Source organism: Chitinophaga pendula (assembly GCF_020386615.1).
Taxonomy (GTDB): domain Bacteria; phylum Bacteroidota; class Bacteroidia; order Chitinophagales; family Chitinophagaceae; genus Chitinophaga; species Chitinophaga pendula.
The window spans coordinates 7,617,903-7,644,199 of record NZ_CP077769.1; the positions used below are offsets into that span (position 1 = coordinate 7,617,903).

The 26,297-nt window shown below is 47.4% G+C and carries 4 protein-coding genes; all 4 read left to right on the forward strand.

From position 1 onward, the window contains the following. Window positions 1-24 precede the first annotated feature (24 nt). The 4 genes from KTO58_RS28725 to KTO58_RS28740 are packed head-to-tail and all read left to right on the forward strand — an operon-like array spanning window position 25 to window position 26,290. Entirely contained in the window at window positions 25-5,808 is a 5,784-nt protein-coding gene (locus KTO58_RS28725; RefSeq protein ID WP_095836106.1) for a non-ribosomal peptide synthetase, read from the forward strand. A gap of 11 nt (window positions 5,809-5,819) precedes the next feature. After that, window positions 5,820-14,324: a non-ribosomal peptide synthetase gene (locus KTO58_RS28730; RefSeq protein WP_095836105.1), complete on the forward strand. Its 8,505-nt coding sequence runs from the start codon at window positions 5,820-5,822 to the stop codon at window positions 14,322-14,324. Window positions 14,325-14,335: 11 nt separating this feature from the next. Then, window positions 14,336-15,970: a PhpK family radical SAM P-methyltransferase gene (locus KTO58_RS28735; protein ID WP_095836104.1), complete on the forward strand. Its 1,635-nt coding sequence runs from the start codon at window positions 14,336-14,338 to the stop codon at window positions 15,968-15,970. Window positions 15,971-15,982: 12 nt separating this feature from the next. Continuing rightward, window positions 15,983-26,290, forward strand: coding sequence for a non-ribosomal peptide synthetase (locus tag KTO58_RS28740; protein WP_095836103.1), 10,308 nt, complete (start codon window positions 15,983-15,985; stop codon window positions 26,288-26,290). The last annotated feature ends 7 nt before the right edge of the window (window positions 26,291-26,297 follow it).

Sequence of the window (26,297 nt, forward strand, 5' to 3'; positions counted from 1 at the left end):
TCTTCAATTACATCCCTTAGTTATATGCACATGATGTCTGAGAGCACCCAAAAAGCCGGGCAACAGTATTGGATGAGTAAGATCGCCCATGCTGACAGTTGTTTTCCTGCTCGTCCGGAAGCCAACGCTGTTTATCGATCTGTTGACTGTGAGTTATCGCCGGCATTGGTTAATGCGGTACGGGTATTAGGTAAGGCGGATGCACTGACCGAGCTGGCCGTTTATCTGGCTTTTTACGGGCTGTTATTACGTAAATACTTTAGTACAGCCAGCGTACTTGTTGCAAGTAGCGCACCGGAGCCGGGGCATGCAGCTGGCAGTGTGGTGTTCTTCTCCCTGGCAACTGATACTCGCAAAACCTTACGGCAATTACTGCTGGACGTAAAAGGCGATATTGAAGAAGTGCTGCTTTACCAGGATAATGAACTGGAAGTGTTGCAGACATTATTTGCCAATAATAACATCCCGTTGGCTCCGGCATTGGAATTTGGTTTTACGGTGGCGGACCACCAGGCAGTGCCGTCGTTTGCTGCCACGTTGGCTATTCGTATAGATAAATCCGCGCATGCTTTTGAACTAGTGTATAGGGAAGATGCTTTTACAGAAGCCCTGGTGCGGTTGATCGGAGAAAGCTATACCCTCTTGCTGGAGGAGGGGCTGAAAGATCTTATGCAGGAGTGCGGTAGTATTGGCTTCCTGCCTGCAGCATTACAGGAAACGCTGTTAACCGAGGCAGGAGGGAAAGGTAAAATATATAAAGAGGAAGAAACGATCGTCAGTCATTTTGAACAGATCGTCGGTAAATTCCCCTTTAATACGGCTGTAAGTATTGATGGAAAGACACAGACCTATGAAGAACTGAACCGTCTGGCTAATATCGTCGCTCATCAGCTGTTGCAACACCAGGAGGTACGAGCGCAACAACCGGTGGGACTGTTGCTGGGGCGTACAGCCTGGATGATCCCGGCAATATTGGGTGTACTAAAATCAGGGGCTGCCTATGTACCGTTGAATCCTGATGATCCTGCAGAACGTAGGGCATTGATACTACGGGATGCCGGCGTAAAACTGGTAATATCCGATAGTGGTTTGCAGCAGGAGTTGCCTGCTGATATACAGGTTCTGATGGTCCCCGATGTATTCGAGCAGGTTTCCGATAGCCCTGCTGGCAACCCTGATGTGTCTGTTGTGCCAGCCGATACTTGTTATATTATCTATACTTCAGGTACCACCGGTCAGCCTAAAGGCGTGAAGATCAGCCACGCCAATGTGATTCAACTTTTCTTCAATGAAGGATTTCCTTTTGACTTTGATGAACAGGACTGCTGGACCCTCTTTCATAATTATAATTTCGACTTTTCTGTATGGGAGATATTCGGTGCTTTGTTTTATGGCGGCAAAGTTGTGATTGTTCCTCAGAATGTTTTTTATAATACTGCAGAGTTCATCCGTTTGATGACCAAGGAGCAGGTAACCGTATTGAGCCAGACACCTGGTGTATTTTCTCTCCTGATGCACACGATACTGGAAATGAAAGTACCTCCGGTATTGTTCCTGCGTTATGTGATCTTTGGTGGAGAAGAATTGAAACCCGGTAGCCTGAAAGCATGGGCTACTGCTTTCCCGCATATACAGTTGATCAACATGTATGGCATCACGGAGACGACCGTGCATGTCACCTTCAAACGGTTACAGCAGGAGGATATCGTCAGCCCGCTTAGTAACATAGGCCAGCCGTTGCAGCCGGTGAAAGTATTTGTACTGAATGAAGATCAGCAGTTGCTGCCACCAGGCGTAACCGGTGAACTGTACATCGGTGGAGCAGGTGTGGCAGCAGGATATGTGAATAACCCCACGCTCACCGAAGCGCGTTTTCCTGTACTATTCGGACAGCGGTTGTATCGTTCTGGCGATATGGGGAAAAGACTGGAGAACAAAGACCTGGTATATGCCGGGAGAAAAGATAATCAGGTGAGTATACGTGGATACCGGGTGGAGATAGGTGAAGTGATGATGGCATTCCTCCAGCATACGGCGGTAAAAGATGTATTGATATTACCTGTTGCAAATCAGTTCAGCCAGATGGAACTGGTTGCTTTTATTTTGCTAAAAGAGGAAATATCCCTGGAAGATATTACGACAGCTGTCGCATCACGTCTGCCCCGGTATATGATGCCTTCTCGTTCGCATATCCTCACCAACAAGCCATTAACCCGGAATGGCAAGGTAGATACGGCGTCCCTGGTAGCGTTGGATGAAAAATCCAGGGAAGACCGTTCCCTCATGCAGCCACGTAATGTGGTGGAGCATGAATTGTATGCGATTTGGAAAAAACTGCTTAAAACAGAGCGTATTTCTGTCGGAGACGATTTTTTCGCAATCGGCGGCGATTCCATCAAAGTGATCAAATTGCTGAACCAGGTGAACCAGCATATTTCCAGGGTGGTGGAAATACAGGATATGTTTGAGCATAAGACTATTCGTAGCCTGGCAGGTTATATACTACAGACAGATAAAGAATCCGGCAGCAACATCCTGCGTGCACAGGTAGAATTACGTTTGCGTAAACTAAAAGCAGATGTTACCGGTTTACCAGGCTTGCCCGCCGGGACAGAAGATATATATCCTATGAGCGACATTGAGGCAGGGATGATTTTTCATAACATATATGCTGGTAGTGCAGGTGTATACCATGACCAGTTTGTGTATGAATTCAGTGAGCCGGCATTTGATGTGGCAGTTTTTGGGAAGGCGCTGAACTTTATGGTAGAGAAACACGCTTTGTTACGGACATCCTATCATATGGATGCCTATTCAGAGCCACTACAGGCAGTACATCCTGCGACTGACTGTTTCGATCGTTTGTTGTTTGAAGATATCGCTCATTATGACAGTGGGCAACAACAGCAGCATATCGAGGAGTATATGAAGCAAGATCGTTCGTTAGCTTTTGATGTCACGTTACCAGGTTTGTGGCGGATGATCATATTCCGCCTGGGCACGGAAGAATACTTGTTACTATGGGTGTTCCATCATGCTATTCTGGATGGATGGAGCAACGCTTCCTTTATCACCACACTTACAGATACCTATCACCGGCTTTTAGCTGATAGTACTTACCGTCCGTCCGCGCTGGCTGCTTCCTATCTTGATCATGTGATCGATCAGCAGGTGGCCAAAAATGATATGCAGCTACGTCAGTACTGGAAAGATCATCTGCAGGGATACCAGCGGTTGCCACTGCCTTTTAAGAGTACAGAGATACTTAATTTCAATAAGGCCGAAAGCCGGGTGCATTACAGCTACATCGAAGGAGTGCAGGCCGACCGTATTAAACAGTTCGCCCAGCAGTTGCAGATGAACATTAAAGAACTGCTATTCGCAGGATTTCTTTACCTGCTGAGGATTGCGTGTGATCAGGAAGATATTACTATCGGCCTAGTATCGCACAACCGGCCTGCCAAAAAGGATGGAGATCAGGTATTGGGTTGCTTCCTTAATACGGTACCTTTCCGTATCCGCATACCAGATACTGACCTGCATGTACCTTCTTTTCTGCAATATGTGCGGGAGCAATATCAACGATCCAAACAACATGACCGCCTATCTTTTATGGAGATCATCAAAGATGTGGAAGAGAAAGGTGCCTACTTCAATCCCGTCTTTGATGTGAAGTTCGACTTCGTAGACTTTTATGTTTACGGAGAAGTTAGCGAGCATGCACGGGCATCCCGGAAAAGAAGCCAGTTTCGCACATATACTCGTACAAACACCGCTTTTGATTTTAATACGAGTGTCAGCACGGATGCTATTCTTATTACAATCACCTGTCCTGATAACAGCTATACAGCGGAAGAGATCGATTTCATACATGATCTGTATACTGCTATACTGGAATCTTTTGTAGCAGGCGATCGGATCAGCTATCAGACTGCAATGGATCGGTCAGGGGCCTCGAAGATAATAGACAAATCCAATGATACCTTTATGATGCCGTCTGTCAGCAACTGGCTACAGTTGTTTGATAACAGCGTAAGGCAATACACATCGCTACCGGCATTGGTATTTGAAGGGAGGAAGATGACCTATCATGAGTTGGACGAGCAAGCTGATCGCCTGGCTTATTACATCGCCAATAACGTATCGGATGAAGGTGGACGGGTGGTGATCGCGTTGCCCCGGTCAGACCTGTTTGTAATATCCATGCTGGCGGTGCTGAAGGCAGGGTTAACTTTTATTCCGCTGGATATTACTACATCCGAAGAACGCATGCAGTATATTTTGCAGGATGCGCAGGCTACTCTCATACTCACGGATTATAATGGATGGATGCAGTTAGGGGCAATGTATGCAGAAAAAATACTTGCAGTCGATATACAGTTGCCGGTATTGCCGCCGCCGGCAGCGTCCTGGAAAGTATCGCCGGATAGTGCCGGGCCGGCTTATATGATATATACCTCCGGCTCTACAGGTCATCCTAAAGGTACGTTGATCAGGCATAGCTCGCTGGCTAATTATATCAGTTGGTTTGTCAGCACTTACCAGATCACATCTGCAGACAGTACGCTGGTGTTTTCTTCTCTTGCTTTTGATCTTTCCTTTACTACGTTACTATCTTCGCTGGCGGCAGGTGCGACATTACATCTGTTTCCTGTGTTCGAACGTTTCAATCTGGATACCTGGCGTAACTACCTGATCGAAAATGAGATCACTTATCTGAAATTAACTCCTTCACACTTTTCAATGCTAACAGCTGATCCTTATTTCCCGGATCGCTATCAGCAGATGAAAATACGTTTATTCGTTACTGGTGGCGAAAAATTACGTCCAAAAGATATCCGCTCATATCTGGAACTGTTTCCCGAAACGCACTTTGTAAACCACTATGGACCTACAGAAACTACCATAGGGGTGATCACGCATGACATTACAGCAGAGAATATCTCCTACCTCTTCCATAACCCGGTGATAGGAAGACCTATTCATAATCATGCAATCTATATCTGCGACGGAGAACAGCGGATACTGGGCCCTGGTCAGAAAGGGGAGATATGTATCGCGGGTGCAGGTGTTGCAATTGGTTATCATCAAAGGGATGCGTTGACGGCAGAAAAATTTATCCGTCATCATCAGCTGCCGGATAAAATATTGTATCGGACCGGGGATAGTGGCAGATGGTTACCGAATGGCCTCATCGAGTTTTATGGCCGCCTGGATGATCAGGTTAAGATCAACGGGTACCGGGTGGAGCCAGGAGAGATCGAAGCTCAGCTCCGGTCGATCAAAGGAATAGAAAAGGCAGTAGTGGTCGCTGTGCCGAACAGTATGGGGGATAATGAGTTGCTGGCATTCCTGGTCATGGATGCACCGTTGTCTGATTCCTGGATAAGAGAAGAACTATCAAAGAGGTTACCTGATTATATGATACCACACCGCTATCATATGATAGCGGATTTACCGCTGACGGCTAATGGTAAAGTAGATAAAAAGGCTTTACTGGTTGTGGAAACCACTTCCGTATTAACGCATCACCCGGCGACTCATGCGTCGATGAATGAAGTGGAGCAACAGGTACATGATATCTGGAAAAAAGTATTGGGAGTGGATATGATCCATCCGGATGCCAAATTCTTTGATGTGGGTGGAGATTCGCTGAAACTGGTACACCTCGCAAAACGATTGTCGGAGGAGTTGTCAAGCCGCCTTGAGGTGGCTGATCTGTTCAATTATACAAGTATTCGGGAAGTGGCTCGTCAGCTGCAACATACTGTTACAGCTGCGCCGGTGACCACAGGTATTGAAATTTAAATCATTTGATTATGGGACAGAAAAATCAGATAGCTATTATCGGGATGGCGGGTATTTTTCCCGAAGCGAATGACCTGGTACAGTTTGCCGCTAATCTTCGTGCCGGAAAAGATGCAGTGGGTGAGCTGTCCGTGTTGCGAAAGGCATTAACGAATATTACGGGCACCGGTCCGCTCCAGGTAACTGGTTTCCTGGAACGACCGGATAGTTTTGATCATAAATTCTTCCACTTATCGAGGCGGGAGGCTGAATATATGGACCCTTCCCATCGTATGGTCCTCCAGTTATCCTGTCAGGCGATCTGGGATGCAGGTTATTCATTGCAACAGTTCTCCGGCAGCAATACGGGTGTATTTATCGGTGGTAAGTCCTTCCCAAAATACCTGATGCAGTTTGAAGAACCGGATGCGATGGCGTATAGCGGTAACCTGGGACCTATGGTGGCAGGCAGATTGTCTTATCACCTGAACCTGCATGGCCCGGCCCTGATGCTGGATACTTCCTGTTCCTCATCTCTGGTAGCTGTGCATGAAGCCTGCCAGCAGCTGATGCATGGAGAGATCGATACGGCACTGGCAGGTGGCTTTTGTTATATCACCCATTTTCATGAAAAAGGAAGTAATAATAGCCTCGGTGTTATGTCAGCATCCGGTAAGTGCAGAGCTTTTGACAGTGCTGCAGATGGTATAGGGATAGGAGAAGGTGGTGGAATGGTGCTGTTGAAGCGGCTGGAACAGGCAGTGCAGGATGGGGATCAGATACATGCAGTCATATTGGGCAGTGCTGTCAATCATGACGGTGGACGGTCCAATGGACTTACGGCGCCCAGCCCTATGGCACAATCAGAGGTATTAGTGAAGGCCTGGAAAAAGGCAGGTATCGATCCTGAAACAATAGGATTTATCGAAGCGCACGGTACAGGAACCCGGTTAGGAGATCCGATAGAGTTCAAAGGGCTGACAGATGCTTTTGCGCAGTTTACTGAAAAACGTAGTTTTTGTGCTGTCAGCGCGGTGAAAACAAATATAGGACACCTGGATAATGCTGCGGGTATTGCCAGCTTACTTAAATCGGTATTAGCCCTCAAGCATGGGGAACTATATCCTAACGTACACTTCCGGCAATTGAATCCATTTATAGACAGCCAACATTCGGCTGCTTATATCAACGCTGCCTGGCAGCCCTGGCAGGTAACGGATCATCCGAGACGTTGCGGGGTAAGCGCATTTGGCCTGAGTGGTACCAATGCACATATGGTGCTGGAAGCAGCTCCCTTATATACGCCATCACTACACCAGGTGCCAGCCTTACTCAAGTTGTCATCCAGGACCCCCTTCGGACTACAGCAACTCCGTTCATCAGTATTGTCCTTCCTGCAGCAACCGGCGGTTAATCTCGCAGATATCATACCGACAATGAACTGCGGAAGAGATGATTATGAATACAGAGGTTGCCTGGTGGCAGACCAGTTACGGGATATGACAACAGGCGATGAAGGCAATTACAGGTGGATCACCGGTTATGTAAAACCAGCCGTAAAGATTGTACTGCTCTTTTCTGATCACACACCTGAAGACATCCTGTTATCCAACCTGGCATCCCGTTATCCTGTATTCAATACACTGAAAGACTTGCCAGCTGTATTGCAGTTACATGTAGGCATATATAAACTCTGCCTTTCATTGGGTATACCATTGATGACGCTGATTGGCCGGGGGAAAGGTCGTATTTCCAAACAACTGGCGCTGGGAGAGATTAGCAGGGATGAGGCGGTAAAGGTATTAGCGAAGGTAGGCCAGACGGAGCCATTGGATACGGTCAGGCTACAGCAACTGATTACGGAGCAGCTATTGGATGAACAGGTAATTTTTGTAGAAGCAGGATGTGAAGGAGAGCTGAGCACTGTAATCGGTGGTTTTTTGCCTGCGAACGCGGCAGACCGGTGTCTGCGACTGTTGCAGCCGGACGGTAATGCCGCCGTCACTATTGCTGCACTATATACCCAAGGTATAGATATTACCTGGGAGGGGTTATATGCATCGCGTACCTGGCAAAAGATCAGTGCACCCAGTCCCGCATTTGAAGATATCAGCTGTTGGGCAAAGCCACCTGCAATCAGCTGGGATACATCTGCCGCGAACTGGTTGCACACAACAAGCTGGCAGGAAACTGTAAAAACAGATCATACATACAGTTTGAAAGCCGGAGTGTGGCTGATTTTTACCAGTGAAGAGGTCAGTGATGACTGGATTCAGGGAATGCTCAAAGAGCAGGGTTTGACTGTCGTAATGGTATCAGCAGGAGCTGCTTTCGCAAGCAGCAGTGCTCATACATTTACTATTAATCCTTTGCGTTGGGAAGATTATGAGCAACTGAAAATGTCTGTCGAGAGATCTTACGGTACACCGGAGGGCATGCTTTTTCTGCATCCTGCTTCCTCTGCAAACACTTACAATACAAGTTCCTGGCTTGCACATATTGAACAGACAGTAAACAGCTATCTTTTTGCCTGCCAGGCATTCAGTACCTACTTTAACAAAAAAGGGTTTTTGCTGGCAAATATCACACGCCGTGCATTCAATACAGCGGAGGGTGATACGATGCCAGATCCGATACAGACAGCTGTAGCCGCACTTTTTCGTTCCCTGGTGAATGAATACGGACAGTTGAAGATCAGGAATGTCGACTTTCATTATGAAGGCGCCGTGCCGGATCATGCAAAAAAGGATTTGCTGGCCGCCTTGCTGAATGATGATGCGTTAACGGATTTGTTACTGCAGGATGGCAGAATGATGATTCCCTGTCTGAATACGGTGCCGGTAGATATTGCAACAGCACGGGAACAGCTGGTGCTACCTGTTGGTGGTGTATATATTGTGACCGGCGGAGCGGAAGGTATAGGTTTTGAGATGGCAAGGGCTATTGCTATGCAGGCAGACAGCACCTTTATCATCATTGGTCGTACCGCATTGCCGGCACCGGAGTATTGGACACAGGAGATTAGTGCTGACATTAATAACAAGATCGGCAATCTGCTGTTACTGGAAAAAATGGGCTCTACGGTCAACTATTATCAGGCGGATGTCAGCGACGAAACGCGGATGTATGAAGTCTTCAGGCAGATAAGATCACACCATACCAAAATACAGGGAGTGATACATAGTGCTGGTACAGGTATCAGGGGAGTATCACTGGCAGAGAGTAAGCAGGAGGATTTTGTGAGGACCTGTGCGCCCAAGATACAGGGAACGGTGATATTGAATGCCTGCACGGAAGAATTACAACCCGCCTTTTTTATTTGTTTCTCATCGCTTAATGTATTGATGCCTGCTAAAAACAGCGCTGATTACACGATGGCCAATGCTTTTATGGAAGGATGGTGTAGTGCCCGCAAATCACATACCTGTGCTTACAAGGCCATCGCCTGGCCAGGCTGGAGAGATACCGGGATGATACTTAAAAAACATCCCGGAGGTATAGCAGACGATACGGATAGTCCCATTCGTCTGTTAAGTACTATACCAGGAAGAGAAGCCTTCTTCCTGGCATTGGCACTGAGGTATCCGGTTCTTCAGGTAGGTGATATTGATTATTCATTTTTCAAGGGAAATCCGTTTTTCGCGCTTCCCGGTACCATATCAGTCAAAGAGGTAGCAGCAACAACAGCGCTCTCCGCGGCAGCTACAGTGGTTGCTGATAATAGTGTCCACACTATGCAGCGTATCCGGGAAATATGGCAGGCAGTGTTGAAGGCAGACGCAATAGCGGAAGATGATGATTTCTTTGAGCTGGGTGGTAATTCGCTGAATGGCCGGCAGGTGATCAACAAGATCAACAGTGTGTTGGATACAGAGATAGATTTTGATGTGATCTTCGAATATGGTACACTCCGGGAACTGACGGACTATATAGATGCTCGGCGTACACCTGTGGCTACGCAGCATGCAAGGCAAATCACTCCTGCGCTTCCAGCAGATTATTATGAACTTTCTCATGCCCAGCGCAGATTGTGGATATTATCACAGTTTGAAGAGGACTCCATTGCTTACAACTTACCCGCTGCTTACCAGGTAGAAGAAGGGAAGTTTGATATTCCGGCTTTTCAGCAGGCGGTACAATTGCTGGTGGACCGTCATGAGAGCTTCCGGACGGTGTTTCGGGTGATAAATGGAGAACCCAGGCAGGTGATATTGCCGGTACTGACATATCTGGTTCCTGTATTAGATATCAGTCATCTGCCGGAAGGAGAGCGAAATGCTGCTGCCCAACAATTATACAAGGAAGAAGTTTCCAGGGTATTTGATCTGGAGACAGGCCCACTGCTTACATTCAAAGTGGTGAAGCAGACCGCGCAGCAATACCTGATCATCTATAATGTGCATCATATTATCAGCGATGGCTGGTCTCAGGGGATTATCATCAATGAATTACTGAAAGCGTACAATGCCTTTAAGGCAGGAGAAAAGCCATCATTGGATCCGGCAAAGTGGCAGTATAAGGATTATAGTACATGGCATAACCGGCTGATTGAAAGCGGGCACTTTAACCAGCTTGAGCAGTATTGGCTGCGTAAGTTCCACGATCGTCCTTCGGGTATTGACCTGCCGTTGGACCGGCCGCGTGCGGTGCTGCAAACTTTCAATGGTGGCAGACTGATGTTTAAACTGGATGCAGTGGCAACCTCCTTTCTGGAAGAGACATCGCGCGAGAAAGGTACTACCGGGTTTATGAATGTAATGGCCATTCTGGGTATACTATTGCAACGTTATTCCGGGCAGCGGGACATTATACTGGGTTCTCCTTCTGCCGGCCGCTCGTACGACGAGTTTCATGATATCGTCGGCTTCTTTGTAAATACGCTGGTATACCGCTGGCAGATTGATACTTCAGAAAGCTTCTACGAAGTGCTGGCAAGGGTGAAAATGGAAGCACTGGAGGTGTATAATCACATGGATTATCCGTTTGACCTGCTGGTAGAAAGGGTTGGGTTGGAACGGGATATGAGCCATTCACCACTTTTCAATGTGATGTTGGCGCATAATAATACGGACAGAGAAGAAAAGGAACTTTCTATGGAGGATGTGGAGGTGGACACCTACAGCGAGGTGCATGAGTTCAACATGAGTAAGTTCGACCTGATATTTTTCATGGCGGAAGGAATATCTGGTATACATATCCTGCTGGAGTATAATTCAGATCTTTTCGATAAGGAAACAGCCGAGCGGCTTTCCCGTAATTTCATTGCACTGGCTAATCAGGTCGCTGCGCAGCCGGATGTTCCTGTGAGTACGCTGATGGGAATGGCGCCGGCAGAATATAGTCTGGTAACGGAAAGTTTTCAGGGATCACAGGTGGCCTGGCCACATATGCATGTACTGGAACTGTTTGATCAGCAGGTACGTCAGCAGCACTCAATACCTGCAATAGTGTATGAAGGGAAACAACTTACTTATGCAGAACTGGATATTCAGGCCAACAAACTGGCGCACTATCTGCAGCAATATTATGCTGTAGGGCCAGGTGTTTTCGTGGGATTGTCGATGGAACGTTCACTGGATATGATCGTTGCCATTATCGGTATCATTAAGGCAGGGGGGGCTTATGTAGCGATAGATCCAGGTTATCCGGCAGAAAGGCAGGCGCATATGCTGACAGACAGTAAAACCGGCGTGCTGATCACTGATCAGCCGGTGCAGGCCATTACAGCACACTACACGGGTGCTGTGATCCGTTTGCATGAACTGGAAGCGGCATTGGCTGGTATGTCTGAAGCACAGCCGGATGTTATTCCTGGTGCCAATGATATTGTTTATGTGATCTATACTTCCGGTTCGACGGGGACTCCTAATGGCGCTATGTTACCTCACGGGCTGTTAAGTAACCTGATACAATGGCAGCTGCAACAGGCCGGTATTGACAATGCACTGCACACGCTGCAGTTTACCTCGGTCAATTTCTGCGTATCCTTCCAGGAGATCATGATGACACTGAGTGCGGGAGGTACGGTATACCTGATCGGAGAGTTGGAACGGCAGGATGCAGACTACCTGATGAACTTTATAGAACGGCATCAGATCGGTAACCTTTATCTACCATTTTCGTATCTGAATTTCCTTTTCAATGAGTTCAGCCGCTGGCAGCGCTCTGCTCCATATCTGCGTAATATTATCACCGCCGGCGAGCAATTGAAAATAACAGCCGGATTGAAAGCTTTCCTGGCTGCTAACCCCGAGCTGCGTTTGCATAATCACTATGGTAGCTCAGAGATGCATGTTGTTACTGCTTATACGCTACGATCTGATATTTTGCAGGAACTGGCGGTGCCACCAGCAGGAAGTCCTATCGCCAATACAAATATTCTGATCCTGGATGAGTTACTGCAGCCGGTACCCATAGGTGCATTCGGAGAGTTATACGTGCTTGGTGCACTACCTATCTCCGGATATATTAACAATGCTTCCCTGACGGCCCGTAAACTGGTACGTCTGCCAGGACGGGAGGGCGCCTGGTATCGGAGCGGTGATGCAGGCAGATGGCTGCGTGATGGCAATATAGAACTGAAAGGCCGTAAAGACGATCAGGTGAAGATCCGCGGATTCCGCGTAGAGCCGGGTGAAATAGAAAGCCGCATTTATGAAATAGCACAAGTGAAGGATTGTGTAGTAATGATACGGGATGATGAAAATGGACAAAAGATTATCGCTGCTTATGTAGTTATACAGGACGCTGCTCCGTTAGCGTTGGTAAAACACCACCTGGAGCAACATCTTCCGCAATATATGATGCCCCAGCTTGTATCTCTGGATGCACTTCCCCTGATGCCTAATGGCAAAGTGGACCGTGCGGCATTGCCATTACCTGCACCTGCTCCTGCCGCAAGTGTATATACTGCGCCTGCAAATCCAACAGAACAAGCCGTACATGATATCTGGAAAGAAGTGCTGGGCTTAGGCCAGATCAGTGTAACGGATAATTTCTTTGAAACCGGGGGGCAATCTATCCGGGCTTCCCAGGTTATCAACCGGATACAGCAGCAGTTACAGGTTAAACTTAGCTTGTATCAGTTCTTCAGAAACCCTTCTATCCGCCAGCTGGCTGTGCTGATAGGAGAGCAGCAGGGGACAGGTATCGCCGGTATCACCCCGCTTGCGCCGGCGGAGAGATACAGGGTCAGTCATGCGCAACAACATTTATGGATTGCAGACCAGTACCTGAAACAGCAGGAAGGTGTATATAATATGGTGGTAGCTTTTGAACTGGAAGGGGATCTTCACGTTGATATGCTTGAAAAGGCTTTTATGGCACTGATCTCCCGTCATGAAAGTTTACGTACGGTATTTGAAGAGTATGACGGAGATATCTATCAACGTATCCTGCCCGCAGACCAGATCAGCTGGCAGTTGCAACGTTCGGCAGATCCTTTGCCGGAAGTATTGCACACCTTTGCCGCAGCATATATTGATCTATCAGCACCTCCGTTATTGAGGGGGCTACTGGTTACCGTTGGTGAACAGCAATATGTACTCGGTATTGCCCTGCATCATATCGCAGGGGATGGCTGGTCGCTGAATATACTTGCCAGGGAGCTCATCGTGTTTTATAATTACTACCGCAATGGCGGAGCCGGAGCGTATCCGCTGCCACCCTTATTGATCCAGTACAAGGATTATGCTGTGTGGCACAGGCAATTGTCTGATAACGCGGTTTTTCGCCAGGCTGGTGCCTACTGGCAGCATATAATGGAAGATGTGCCAGCGCATGCTCCGGAGTTACCCGCAGACCATCCAAGGCCGGCGAGAAGGACGTATACCGGGGCTAACCATGCCTTCAATATCGACCCTGCTCTTATTCTGCAATTACGTAAAGTGGCAGCCAGCTACCAGACGAGTATTTACAACATTATGCTGACCGCAATTAATGCGCTGGTATATCGTAACACGGGTGCCGGAGATATTGTATTGGGGGTGGAGACACACGGCCGGGAAGATGTTGCACTGGAGCATATCATCGGATTCTTTGTCAGTACACTTCCACTTCGTAACAAGGTGTCTGGTCATGATACCCTCGCCATGTTGCTACAGCAAGTGACGCAACGATCCTATGAAGCCATCGCACATCAGCTGTACGCAATGGATTTTATCAAAGAAGCGCTGGACCTGGACTACCTGGAAAATAAAAACCCCCTGTTCAACATAGAGGTATCTTATACTTTCAGTGCAACTGACCTGCCGGGCCTCGACCTGCAGGGTGTACAATCTTCCCTGTATCCTATGGGAAGTACGAAAACGCACTTTGACCTGACTATTTCGATCTATGAAGACCAGGAGAACATAAACGTCAATTTTGTCTACAACAAAGATATTTTCAGCCTTTCATCTGTTGCCGATTACCAGGAGCAGCTGATTGCGCTGTTGCAGGCTTTTGTTACAGATGTTAATCAACAGGTGAGCGCAATCCCGCTAGGACATCGTACGGAGATATCTACCAAAAATCTGAAAATTTCATTTAACTTTTGATTCCCCCGATCATGAATACAGCATTAGATGTCGTATTGATAGGCTATAATGAAACGCCTTTTGAAAACTATCTGTCCACTCTCAGATCATATGGTGAAGATGCGGAGGCTTATCGCGATCTGAAGACCAACTTCTTCGAGGTAGAAGGTAATAACTACACTTACCTGGATCTGCTGAACAAGCTATCGGATATGGAATTAAAATCCTGTGATATTCCTAATCTGGCAGCGGTATACCTGAGTCATTTTCTTCTTAAGCGTGGTTTGCAGGTGGATTTTGTCAATCTGTTCCAGGAAGAAAAGGATAAACTCCGCAGCTTGCTGGAGAAAAATCCTGTCTGCGTAGCCATTACTACGACCTTTTATGTCATCAACTTACCGGTTACAGAAATGGTGAGATTTATCAGGTCCTGTAATCCACATGTGCCGATCATAATAGGAGGAGTACTGGTGTCTAACCACTATAATGCTTATGGAAAGGAAGACTTTTTCTCTGCTTTACGTGACATGGAGGGAGACATCTTTGTACTGGAGTCGCAGGGAGAACAAACACTATATAATCTGGTGACGCGTCTTAAAAATCAGCAGGATCTTAATGAGGTGAAAAACATCATCTACCGGCAGGAAAACGGGGAGTTTACAATGACCGAACGTGTTATTGAAAATAATTCACTGGATTCGGAAGCGATAGACTGGTCACTTTTTAAACACCATGACCTGGGTAGCACCTTACAGACCCGTACGGCCAGGAGCTGTGCCTTTGGCTGTGCCTTCTGTGGTTATCCTGAACGGGGAGGCCCGTTAACACTGGCGAGTATAGATACGATAGCAAAAGAACTGGAGACCATGCGTGCCTTGGGTAATGTGAAAAACGTAGTTTTTATCGATGATACTTTTAATGTTCCCAAAGCCCGGTTTAAGGAATTCTGTCGTATGCTGATAGACCGACAGTTTGATTTTAACTGGTTTTCCTATTACCGATGTGATCATGGGGATGAAGAAGCACTGGATCTGATGGCGGCGAGCGGATGCAAAGGTGTGTTCCTGGGTATTGAGTCCGGCTCGCAGGAGATGTTGGAAAAAATGAATAAGAGAGCAAAGGTCACCAATTACGAAAAAGGGATCAAGAACCTGAAGGAACGAGGTATTATGACTTTTGCGTCTCTGATCACAGGGTATCCCGGAGAAACCGAGGCGACCATCAGAGAGACAATCGATTTTATCAAAGGCAATAAGCCAGACTACTGGCGGACGATGCTGTGGTATTGCGATCCGCTGACGCCCGTGTATCAGAAGAAAAAAGAAGAATTCCGGATCAAAGGGGAAGGATTCAAATGGGAGCACTACTCGATGACTAGTATGGAAGCGGCAGATTACATACACGAGATCTTCCTGACCATTAACCCGGACGAATCGATCTGGCTGCCGCAATATTCTTTTGATTTCTGGGTTATTCCATATCTCTTGGGTAAAGGCTTTTCCTTCTCTTCTTTTAAGTCTTTTATGCACCTGGCACAGCAGGCACTTGCGCTGGAGATCGCCAGTGTACATCCCGATATGAAAACACATCGCCAACAGCACCTGTTCGACAGGATCCGTAAGATATTTGAACCCAATGTTGCTGAAGAAAGCAAATTCCTCATCTGATTATCCTTTTTTATGCCGCTTACATTACAGGAGTTTAATACACTTATTACCCAGGACGTATACCAGCAACACTATCATTTTTGGCTGAGCCAGTTTGCCGGACTACAGGAATACACTGTTTTTGAAGAGATGGGTCATGCCGCCCCGGAGCAGGATGCCGATCAACAGCATTATCAGCTGGAGCTGCCATCGTCGGTGATACGAACAATGGGAAAGCTTACCGATAGTGAAGATGGGCGCTTTACCATTCTCAGTGCTGTATTCAACCTTTTACTGTCAAAATATACCGGTAAGGAAACGGTGCTGATCAAAACTCCTTTGCACAAAGGGAGCCTGGTACCAACAGCGCCCATGTTTGTGGAGGAAGTACTCTTACAGACTGATTTTACAGACATGAAAACACTGCGTGATCTGATCCTTGCCGGAAAAAAGGCGATCACCGAAAGTTACCAATATCAGCAGTTCCCGGTGGACTTGTTGATGGACAAAGAACGGCAACTGAATTATTATCATATTACCAACGTTTTTTTATATGACCCTGCGCTGCACCGCTATGAAAGTAACATAGATACTTACGACCTCAGTGTAGCCATGATACCGGGTGCATTGAGCACACAATTGAACGTACGCTATAACGGCCGGTGTTACAGTCATACATTCATCCGGCGGTTTTTCTCCTGTTATCTGCAGTTGCTAACCTACCTGGATAATGTCAATATTCCGCTGGAGGATATGCGTATACAGCAGGAGGATGCGTATCAGTCTACCTTGCAATCGCTGGCTTATGGGGCAGTGACGGCATGGCAGGGCGAACAGTTATTCCCGGCACGTTTTGCAGAAGTGGCGCGGCAGTATGCGGATCGCACCGCATTGGTTGCCGGTCGTCAGCGCTATACGTATCGTGAGCTGAATGCACAGTCTGCCGGACTGGCCATGCTATTACAGCAACAATATGGTTTGCAGGCCGGAGACAAAGTGGGAATCTGGTTGCCGGCATCCGCACACTTTATGCTCAGTGTATTGGCTGTCATCCGATCGGGTGCTGCATTTGTACCGGTAGATCCGTCTGAAGGTATCAGGAAGACGGCTCATATATTCAACAATGTGGGAGTACGGCTGGTGATCACAGATGCTGCTGGTGCAAAAGAAGAAGGGCTGGAGGGTCTGGCAGTGATGGATATCACAACGCTCCCTGCCGTTATCCCACCTGCCGACATCAATTGGGCATCGGTGACCGCTGACGATCTGGTATATGTTATGCATACCTCCGGCACAGAGGGCGTATCAAAAGGCGTGGAGATCACGCATGGTAATATGTTCAACTACCTGTCCTGGGCATGCAGCTTTTATTTCAGTGCGTGCAGACCGGATATGGCATTGTTTACCTCTCCTGCATTTGACCTGACAATAACCAGTATGTTTTGCCCGCTCCTGCTGGGAGGATGTATATATGCTTATTCCAACCTGGAGCCAGATACCGCGTTATTAAAAATATTCGAAGCAGATAGTGCGGTGTCTGCGGTTAAGATGACACCTTCTCATATCGATATGCTGCAACATGCGGCGCCGGATATCCAGACGCCGGTACAACTGGTAATCGCTGGTGGAGAGGAGTTGGGTGCCGATCATGTCCGATTTCTGCGACAGATCAATCCGGAGATACGGATATTCAATGAATATGGCCCCACAGAAGCAACAGTGGGTAATGCGATCAAAGAAGTAACTGCTGTCAGGGCTATTACCATCGGACGTCCGATTGATAACACGTCGCTCTTTATTATGGATCGCTATAATGACCTGTTGCCTATCGGAGCAGTAGGAGAGATATTTATCGGCGGTGCAGGTGTAGCTAGGGGATATATGAACCTGCAGGAACTGACGGAAAAAAAGTTTGTTCCCAACCCTTACGCACCAGGAGAACGCCTGTACCGTACCGGTGATATGGGCTGTTTTATGGAGAATAGAGAGGTTTTTTTCCTGGGAAGGAGAGATGGACAGGTCAAGTATCATGGTCATCGGGTAGAGACCGGAGAGATCGAATATGCCATCAGAAAATATCCGGGTATCCGTCGTTGTGTGGTGAATAAAATCAAACATCAAGAAGAAGGTGATATCCTGGTCGCATATATTGTATCGGCAGAGCGAATAGATATTGCAGCATTAAAGCAACATTTAAGTAACTACCTGGACAAGGCGGTGATACCTGCCTATTATATGCCCATTAAAAAGATACCACTGAGCCTGAATGGTAAAGTAGATCGCCGGGCTTTGCCTCCGTTTGTAGCCGCCGAACAACGTAAAGGAGGTACGTCGCCCGCCAGCCTGCTGGAGAAAAAGATGGTCGCTATCTGGGAGGATATACTGATGAAGAAGCACATCCTGATGGAAGATGACTTCTTCGAGCTGGGAGGACATTCACTGAAAGCGATACGTATCATCGCCAGAGTAAAGAAAGAATTTAATGTACAACTCATGTTGCGTTCTTTCTTTGATAATTCTACTGTGAAAGATGTATGCCGTTTGATTGAAATGCATGCAGTAGCACAATATACCGGCATTCCCAGCGTCGCAGATCAGGAATATTATCCGGTTAGTTTTTCACAGCGGAGATTTTGGGTGCTGGAGCAGCTAACGGAAGGGAAAGGTGTTTATAATATGCCATTGGCATTGACTATCGAAGGCTCTTTGGATATATCAGTACTGAATCGTACCTGTCACTATTTGTTGCAAAGACATGAGAGCCTGCGTACCACCTTTAAAAAGCGAGCACATGATATCGTACAGCGGGTGTGGCCGGCAGCGCAACTGCCTTTTGCTGTTGATTACAGGGATTACAGCGAATACCCGGATAGTGAATCAAAGGTGAAGGAGGATATAGCGCAGCTGATCATACAACCTTTCGATCTGTCCGTCTTCCCGCTTATAAGGGTGTATGTGCGGAAGATAAGTGAACAATCGTATGTACTGTTAATGGTCATTCATCATATTGTAGCGGATGGTGTGGCAGTAGAAATATTGTATAACGAAATGTTATCGGTATATGACGCGTTGCTGAATGATCGTATACCAGTACTGCCAGCGTTACCTATTCAGTTTAGGGACTATGCTGCCTGGCAGTCTGATGAAATCGGCCGTGACAGTCGCCTGCGGGATTACTGGTTACAGCGTTTTGTCGGGGAGCTACCGCTGCTCGAAATACCATCTGATCGCCCCCGCCCGCTGGTACAAACGTTTAATGGCAGTAATGAACGTATCATGATCGATAGCCATGTTGCGCGAGAGTTGAAGGAGCTGAGTATGCGGAATAATGTATCGCTGTACGTAGTATTGCTTGCTGCCGTGAAAGCGATGTTGTTCCGTTACACTGCACAGGAAGATATCATTGTCGGTTGCCCTGTAACAGGCAGGGAACATCCTGACCTGGAGCATCAGATAGGATTGTTTATAAATACATTGCCGTTGCGTACCGAATGCCTGGCAAAAGACACCTTCCTTTCATTGGTCGACAAGGTAAAAGAAACGACTATATCTGCTTTTGATCATCAGCAATATCCATTTGATAAACTGGTAGATGAGTTGGGGCTACAGAGAGATACCAGCCGTTCCCCGTTATTTGATGTAGCTGTGGCATTGCAGCAGGAAGAAACGATAGCAGCGCAAGAAGAGCACGACGCTCCCTTACAGATATCGAGATATGGGCTGTCTGCCGGTGGTAGTAAATTTGACCTCTTATTTTATTTTTCAGAAAGCGATGCCGGCATATGGTTAAGTATTAATTATAACACGGACCTTTTTGATCGTTCCCGCATACAGCAGATGGGGATGCATCTGCACCAGGTGATGAATACTGTCGTAGTAAAGGCAGATACACAGATTGGTAGTATTCCGCTCCTGACAACGCAGGAGCAAACTGCTATCCTTCATTATGGAGCGATGCAGGAACAACAGCAGGTAGAGGGTATCATTACGTGCTTCGACCGGGAGGCGGCTTTTCACGCGGATAAGATCGCGATATATTGCAAAGGGCAACACTGGACCTACCGGCAGTTGATGCATGATGCTGACCAGCTGGCATTATATCTGAAAACAAAATATGCATCTCAACTCAAGGTACCTGTTGCGATACTATTCGGACGTTCATATGAAATGATCGTTAGTATACTGGCCATCCTGAAAAGCGGGACTGCCTATGTACCATTAGATCCTGCGGCCCCTGCCAGCAGAAATGAATTTATTGTACAGGATGCAGGGTGTCTGCTGGTATTAACAGGAGAGCAGCAGGTGACAGCTGAGTGGGACCTTCTGGAAGCGGTATCTGTTTGTTCGACCGGCGCTTGCCGGGACGATATATCGGTAATCAGCACCGGTATGCTTTCGCTTCGACCCTGTTTCCCTTTTGATCCTGCATATATAGCTTATACATCCGGATCTACGGGTACTCCGAAAGGTATTCTTGTTGAACATAAGAGTGTTGTACGTTTGGTAAAGGATACCAATTATGTAACGTTCCATGCCGATGACCGGGTGTTACAGCTTTCCAACTATGTATTTGATGGTGCTGTTTTCGACATCTTCGGTGCACTACTGAATGGTGCTACGCTATACATACCGACGGAGGAGATATTATCCAGTGATAAAATGCTGGCAGACTATATTACGGATCATGCTATTAACATTACGTTCATGACCACCGCGCTACTGAATACATTAGCGGATGTGCAGCCACAGTGTCTGGCAGGACTGGATAAGGTATTTTTCGGAGGAGAGCAGGTGTCGGTAGCCCATGTAAGGAAGCTATTACCTTTCCGTAAAAATGAAGTAGTATTTGTTCACGTATACGGACCTACAGAAAATACTACTTTTTCAACATTCTATGAGATCAGGCAGTTGCCGGCAGATGCGGTTACCATTCCAATCGGTCGTCCGTTGAGCGGTACCAGTGCGTTTATTCTTGATGCTGCCATGCAGCTGGTACCACAGGGAGTGATTGGGGAGATTTGTTTGGGTGGTACAGGTCTGGCCAGGGAGTATGTGAATAACCCGGCATTGACGAGGAGCAAATTTGTACGTAGTAATCTGGTAACAGAAGGGCTGCTTTACCGTACCGGTGATCTTGGATACTGGGATGCGCAGGGTAATATTGTATTTAAAGGTAGGATAGACCGCCAGGTGAAGATACGTGGGCATCGGGTAGAACCCCGTGAGATAGAGCAGGTGTTGACAGGTACCGGCAAGATCAGGGAGGCATTTGTGACGGACTACCGGGATGCAGATCAGGTAATAGCACTGGCGGCGTACTACACTGCTGATCAGGCAGTGGAGCCAGCCTTGTTGCGTAGTCAACTGGAAGGCAGCTTGCCAGGCTATATGATGCCTGCTGTTTTTATCTATCTGGATCATCTGCCGTTAAACCGTAACGGTAAGATCGACCGTGCGGCGTTACCAGCGCCTCAGCCAGCCGGAGATAGCCGTCAGGAAGATATCATTGCACCATCGACGACCAGGGAAAGGCAGATGCTGGGTATCTGGCAGGAGGTACTCGGACGCGATAGAATCAGCGTTGCCGATAATTTCTTCTGGCTGGGAGGGCATTCCCTGCTGGCGATGCGTATGCTGGGGATGATCCGACAGGCACTCGGAGCAGAACTCAACATCAGGGATGTGTTTCTGCATCCCTCTATCAGTCAGCTCTGTGCCCGGATAGATCAGCTCACAGATACAACCGTGTTGCCGCCGGTGACCCGTATGGAACGGCCAGCGCTGATTCCGCTTTCGTTTGCACAGGAACGTTTATGGTTCATCGACCAGTTACAAGGCAGTACACAATATCATATGCCGGTGTTGTTGCAATTGGAGGGAGACGTTGATGTCGCCGCTCTTACACAGGCATTTCGGCAACTGGTAAATCGTCATGAGGTATTACGGACGGTGATCAAAGCCGTGAACGGGCAGCCTTATCAACAGGTAATGGGAACAGATGGTTTTGAACTGGTTAATTATACGGAGGAATGTAGTGGAGATGCCTTGTCATTGCGTGTAGCAGCCGAGATCAGCCAGCCATTCGATCTTGCAGAAGACCACATGATACGGGCAGCACTTTTTTGCACCGGGGATAGCAGCTGGCTGTTATTGATACAGGTACACCATATTGTTTCTGATGGGTGGTCCATGGGGATACTGGAGAAGGAGCTATCTGCACTGTATGCAGCTGCTAATATCGGCGAAGATGCCGGTCTGCCCGCATTGGAGGTTCAATATGCAGATTATGCCCTATGGCAACGTAGTTGCTATTCCAGTGAGGTACTGGCGCGTAAGTTAGCTTTCTGGGAGCGGCAACTGAGAGATGTAACGCCGTTAGAACTACCTTCTGACTATGCGCGTCCCGCTGTACAAAGTCTGCGGGGGGCTGTTACTGCCTGTGTGATCGATCGTTCGCTTACGGACCGTTTGTTACAGCTGTCACTTGAAGAAGATGTAACGCTCTTTATGACTTTATTAGCGGCTTTTAACGTGCTGCTGCACCGTTACAGCGGACAGCATGATATTACTGTGGGTGCACCGGTCTCCAACCGGCAGCAGCTGACGTTGGAGCCGCTGATAGGTTTCTTTGTCAATACCTTGGTACTCCGCAGCAACCTGGAAGGCAATCCTTCATTCCGCAACTTCCTGCAACAAGTAAAACATACTACGGTAGATGCTTATCAGCATCAGGATGTACCATTTGAAAAAATAGTGGAAACGCTGGTCAGGGATCGTGATCTCAGCCGAAGTCCCTTGTTCCAGGTGATGCTGGTACTTCAGAATACGTTGGGGGATGCAGCAGACAATGCAGGTGACACCACGGATGTGAACATCCGCTCTTACTCTTATGAGCATACCACTGCTCAGTTTGACCTGAGTCTGAATATAGCAGAGACAGCAGAAGGGCTGGCTATCAATGCGGAATATTGTACGGACCTCTATTCACGCGGTACCATAGACCGGCTGCTGGTACATTATACGCAGTTATTACAGGCTATTGTAGTGAATGCAGATCTGCCGCTGCATGAACTTGCCATGCTGACATCCGATGAGCTGCAGGAGCTGTTGTATACCTACAATGACACCGTTGTAGTGCATGCACAGGGTAACATAGTACGGCTTTTTGATGAACAGGTGCTATTGCGGGCATCCTATCCGGCAGTAGTGATGGAGGATGAAGTACTGAGCTATGAAGACTTGAACAGGGAGGCTAACAAACTGGCACATCTGCTGGCAGTAAGGGATGCAGGGCCTGGATCCCTGGTGGCAGTGTGTGTACCTCGTAGTCCCAGGCTGATTATTGCCATATTGGCCATATTGAAGGCTGGTGCAGCCTATGTGCCTGTTGACCCCGATCTGCCGGAAGATCGGATCCGATATATGCTGACAGATAGTGGCGCACAGTTACTACTGACCACATCCACTACAAAGCTGCCTGATGGTTTGTCTTTCGGCCGCCAAGTGTTGCTGATGGACCGTGATGGCTATCAGGCTGCGTTAGGTGATGATAATCCGGGCATGGATATCCATCCAGGCAGCCTAGCGTATGTTATCTATACATCAGGATCTACAGGGCGGCCTAAAGGGGCGATGATAGCTCATCATTGTATTTACAATATGAGCATGGCCTGGAGAAATCACTACCAGTTAAATGAGCAACCACCCGTTTTGTTGTCAGTAGCGAGTGTATCTTTCGACGTATTTACCGGGGATATCTGCCGCGCATTGCTCAATGGCGGTACGTTGCTGTTGGCACCGGCATCGCAACGTTTTGATGTAGGTTACCTGTGCGATACGATCAACCGGCATCAGGTGACTATACTGGAATCTACACCAGGGCTGGTCGTACAGCTGATTCGGTACGCACAGGATGAAATGATCGATTTTCCCTCATTGAAGATACTGATAGCAGGCAGTGACATCTGTAGCGTTGCAGATTATCAATATCTATATGATTATTGTCATCCGGCCATTCGACTGTTAAACAGTTATGGCATTACCGAGACTACTGTAGATATCTCGTATTTTGAAGGGCCCCTGTATGAAAACGCCATAGTGCCGATAGGGCGTCCTATGGATAATATAGCATGTTATATTCTGGATGAATACCAGCAGTTGCTACCCGCTGGTATACCTGGAGAATTGTATATCGGCGGTGCTGGTGTAGGTATCGGTTATGTGAATGATGATGCATTAAGTGCGCAGCGGTTTATCACTCATCGTCTGGGGGATCAGGAGAACATCCGGTTGTATCGTACGGGAGACAAAGCCAGGTGGTTGCCGGGTGGCATGCTGGAATGTCTTGGACGGATTGACCAGCAGGTGAAAATCAGGGGCTACCGCGTAGAACCCGGAGAGGTGGAGACCGTATTACAGCAATGTAAAGGTGTTCGGCAGGGTGTGGTCGATGTAATGGAGGATAATGCCGGTACTAAATTATTGGTAGGGTATGTTGTACCAGATATAACATACGACCGGGATGAGGTGATTGCCGGACTTTCTGCCGTATTACCGGACTATATGGTGCCTGCGCTCTGGATGAGGCTGGATAGCCTGCCATTGAATATAAATGGTAAAGTAGACCGTAAAGCCTTGCCTCAACCGGATATGACAGCGATGCATTCTCAGGATTACGCCGCTCCTGTCAATAAAATGCAGGAGATGCTGGTGGAGATCTGGGAAACGGTATTAGATGTACGGCCAATAGGTATCCGGGATAATTTCTTTGCGATGGGAGGCCATTCACTGAAAGCGATCAAGTTAATGTCTGCTATCCGGAAGGAAATGAATATGCAGATGCAACTGGCAGATATTTTCCGCCATCCAACTATTGAAACATTGGCCGCCGTTATAAAGATGGATAGCCGTCAGCATTATACAGCGATCACCATTGTGCCGGAACAGCCGCATTATGTACTCTCATATGCACAAAAACGGCTGTGGGTATTGCATAAGATAGAGCGCCAACTTTATCACTATAATTTCCCGTATGCATATACGATAAAGGGAACATTGAATGTGCCTGCGTTACAAAATGCATTCCTCGGGATGGTCAACCGGCATGAGATACTACGTACGGTGATCGTAGAGGTGGATAACGAACCCAGACAACAGGTATTGAGCCCGGCAGATCCTGTATTTGCGATGAGTAATGTGGATCTGTCAGCAACTCCGGCCAACTATGAGGTAGCACAGCGGATGATTGAAAAGGAGACCTATCATGTATTCGATCTTGCGGTAGCGCCTTTAGTAAGAACTACCCTGTATCATCTCGGAGAAGATGAATACCTGTTATTTATCAACCTGCACCATATTATTTTCGATGGATGGTCCATGGATATATTTATGGATGAACTGTATCAGTTGTATGATATATCAGTAGCCGGTGAGCAGTCTGCATTGCCGGAATTGAAGATACAGTATAAGGATTATGCGGCCTGGCAACATACCATGCTGGAAGGAGCCGCATTACAGGCCCTCGAAAACTACTGGTTACAGCAAGTGTTTCGTAAGCCTTACACGTTGCTCGAACTACCGGTGGACTATCGTAGGCCGGCGGACCGAACATATCAGGCGGCTCAGTTTAATATACAGTTGACAGCAACTTGTCATGAAAATATGAAACGGTCGAACGAACAGTATGGTACGAGTATGTTCATGCAGGTATTGTCCTGCTATTATGCTTTGCTGTACCGTTGTTCCGGCCAGACTGATATAGTGGTGGGCACGCCGGTAGCCGGTCGTGATCATCCGGATCTGTATGGACAGGTGGGTTTTTACATTAATATGCTGTCACTACGTATCAGCTTCAGTGGTGAAGATACTTTTGATGCCCTGTTAATGCAAGTGAAGGAATCCTGTCTGGGTGCTTTTGATAACCAGCTATATCCATTCGATATGCTGGTAGATAAACTGAAGGTAAAACGCGAGCTGGGACGCTCCACACTATTTGATGCAGGTATCACCTGGGATGCGGCACATACCAGACCTGATGATATAGTATACGAGCCGTCAGGCGATCTTGAGATCATACCCTTTGGCACAGGCTTCAATGTGATCAAAGGTGATCTGTGGATATACGGAGCGGAAAATAATGGCGACCTGCAATTGGTACTGCAATATAGCACGGAGCTATTTTCCGAGGAGAGGATGCAATTGATGAAAGAACGTTTTTTACTTTTCATGGAGCGACTGCATAACAACCGTCACATGCGTATCTGTGATATCTGGAATGATATAGAACAACAAATTAACCCGGTTACCAGGGAAGAAGAATTTACGCTGGAAATTAATTTATAAAGGCACT

What these genes read in the sequence shown, in the direction of transcription:
- KTO58_RS28725 (WP_095836106.1), top strand. Translation starts at nt 25, where the DNA reads ATGCACATGATGTCTGAGAGCACCCAAAAAGCCGGGCAACAGTATTGG.
- KTO58_RS28740 (WP_095836103.1), top strand. Translation starts at nt 15,983, where the DNA reads ATGCCGCTTACATTACAGGAGTTTAATACACTTATTACCCAGGACGTA.
- KTO58_RS28735 (WP_095836104.1), top strand. Translation starts at nt 14,336, where the DNA reads ATGAATACAGCATTAGATGTCGTATTGATAGGCTATAATGAAACGCCT.
- KTO58_RS28730 (WP_095836105.1), top strand. Translation starts at nt 5,820, where the DNA reads ATGGGACAGAAAAATCAGATAGCTATTATCGGGATGGCGGGTATTTTT.